At 61.1% G+C, this 1868-nt stretch carries 2 pseudogenes; both read right to left on the bottom strand.

Annotated features, from left to right (window positions below):
- Window positions 1-178: pseudogene (locus FV230_RS31095) on the bottom strand (IS6 family transposase); the annotation flags it as partial.
- Window positions 179-339: 161 nt separating this feature from the next.
- A pseudogene (locus tag FV230_RS27875) lies at window positions 340-1321 on the bottom strand (IS630 family transposase).
- Window positions 1322-1868 lie beyond the last annotated feature (547 nt).

Raw genomic sequence — 1868 nt, 5'->3', positions numbered from 1 at the left:
AGGGTGCTATCGTCCACCTCCAGAGTGCGTTCCGGGAATAGCTGCCCCATGTCGCGGTGTCGCGGTAGCTCAGCGAGTAGCGCAGGTACCAGGCGACAGCCTGCACGATCAGGTTGGCCTCGTAGTGAGGTCTCTCAAGGTCGACCTCGGCTCGCTCTATAAGCTTAGCGGTGTCTATGACAGAACCAAGGAACGGCTCGACAAGAAAGGTGGCAAGATCGAGGGCATATTTTGTGACCCGTGAAGGACGATTGTCTTAGGTTCGTGATCAGTCCGAATTTTTAAAGCTCGACTTTGGCCATTTCGACATGTCGCGGAACGCGCTAGAGCGTTTTCGGTTTAATCTGGCTCAAATCCTGCGGCGGCGAAGAAGTTGGCGCACTCGTCGGGTGTGACGGTGTCGACGAGGCGCCCGATGGCCGACCACAAGCCCTCGACGGTCCGCTCGGCAGCTTTGCGCAGCAGCGCTTTCAGCTTCGAGAAGGCCATCTGAGGGGGCCCCAATCGACAGGTCGAGTGGGGTATCCCCTGATGGGGTTGAAGTCCGGGCTGTAGGGCGGGAGGAACAGTAGTCGCGCGCCTGCTGCTTCGATCGCCGCCCGCACGGCCGGCCCCTTGTGGCTACCGAGGTTGTCCATGACCACGATGTCCCCGGGGGTGAGTTCGGGCACCAGGACCTGATCGACGTAGGCCTGGAAGGCGTCGCGGTTGATCGGGCCATCGAGCACGAACGGCGCGGCGATCCCGGACAGGCGCAGGGCCGCCACCAGGGTCGTCGTCTTCCAATGGCCATGCGGCACGGGCGAGCGCAGTCGCTCGCCGCGGGGAGAACGCCCGCGCAGGCGGGTCATGTTGGTCGAGGTCCAAGTCTCGTCGAGGAATACCAGGCGGGCCGGATCGAGATCGAGTTGGCCCTCGAACCAAGCCTCGCGCGCAGCCTTCACATCCGGACGACTTTGCTCGGCGGCGTGCGCTGTCTTTTTGTGTAGGTCAGGTCGCGTGCGTCGAGGGAGCTCCACAGGGTGCCGAGCCCGACCGTGAGGTCGTGCTCGTCCCGGAGCCGGACGCGCATCTCCTCCAGGGTGATGTCGTCCTTCTCGTCGATCAGCGCGCGTAGGAATGCCTCGTGCGGATCGAGTTTCGAGCGGCGCGCCCGCCCTTGCGGACGAGCGGCCACCGTCCCGGTCGTCGTGAGCGCGGCCATCCAGCGGATCGAGGTGGCGATGCCGACACCAAACCGCGCCGCCGCCTGCCGGCGCGAGGTTGTTGCGGCGGCTTCCAGCACCCGCTCGCGCAGATCCTGGCTGTAGGGTCGTCCCATCTGTCGCTCCTCCTCCGGAGCGATCAGTGAATCAGCCCGTCGCCGCTCCGTGAACTCCACCCCATTGAATCAGCGCAAACCGAAAACGCTCTAGCGACACAGAGTAATTAAACGTCACGAAAGTTCCCTAAGTTAGATCAATTCCGTAACAATTTCGTCGGCGCGCTTACCTTAAGCCGATGGTCGGCGGCTAAGACCCGCCAATCTTCACTATTTAAAGTGAAGCGTCATGTTTGAAGTGCCCTCAGGTGGATCAATTTGGCTGCTTTCGCTACTTTGATGCACCTGACTTGCACCTGATGAATGCGGTGCACATGCCGGGCAAATGACCATTTTCCTGATGGAAAGTTCTGGAACAATATTAGCTTTTAGATTTGCTTGCAGCTGGCACGAATTCATCCGTAGCAGTCAAATTTTTTCACTTCTCGCGCCAGGCTTTGGCGACCTGGTCGGCGAGCGGCTTCATTAGGTAGCTCATCACGGAGCGCTCGCCGATCTGGAGGAAGGCTTCGACCGGCATGCCGGGCACGAGCTGGACCTCGCCCAG

The organism is Methylobacterium sp. WL6, from assembly GCF_008040095.1.
In the GTDB taxonomy this organism is placed as follows: Bacteria; Pseudomonadota; Alphaproteobacteria; order Rhizobiales; family Beijerinckiaceae; genus Methylobacterium.
The sequence above is the reverse complement of the archived record's forward strand: the minus strand, read 5'-3'. Positions and strand labels throughout refer to the sequence as shown.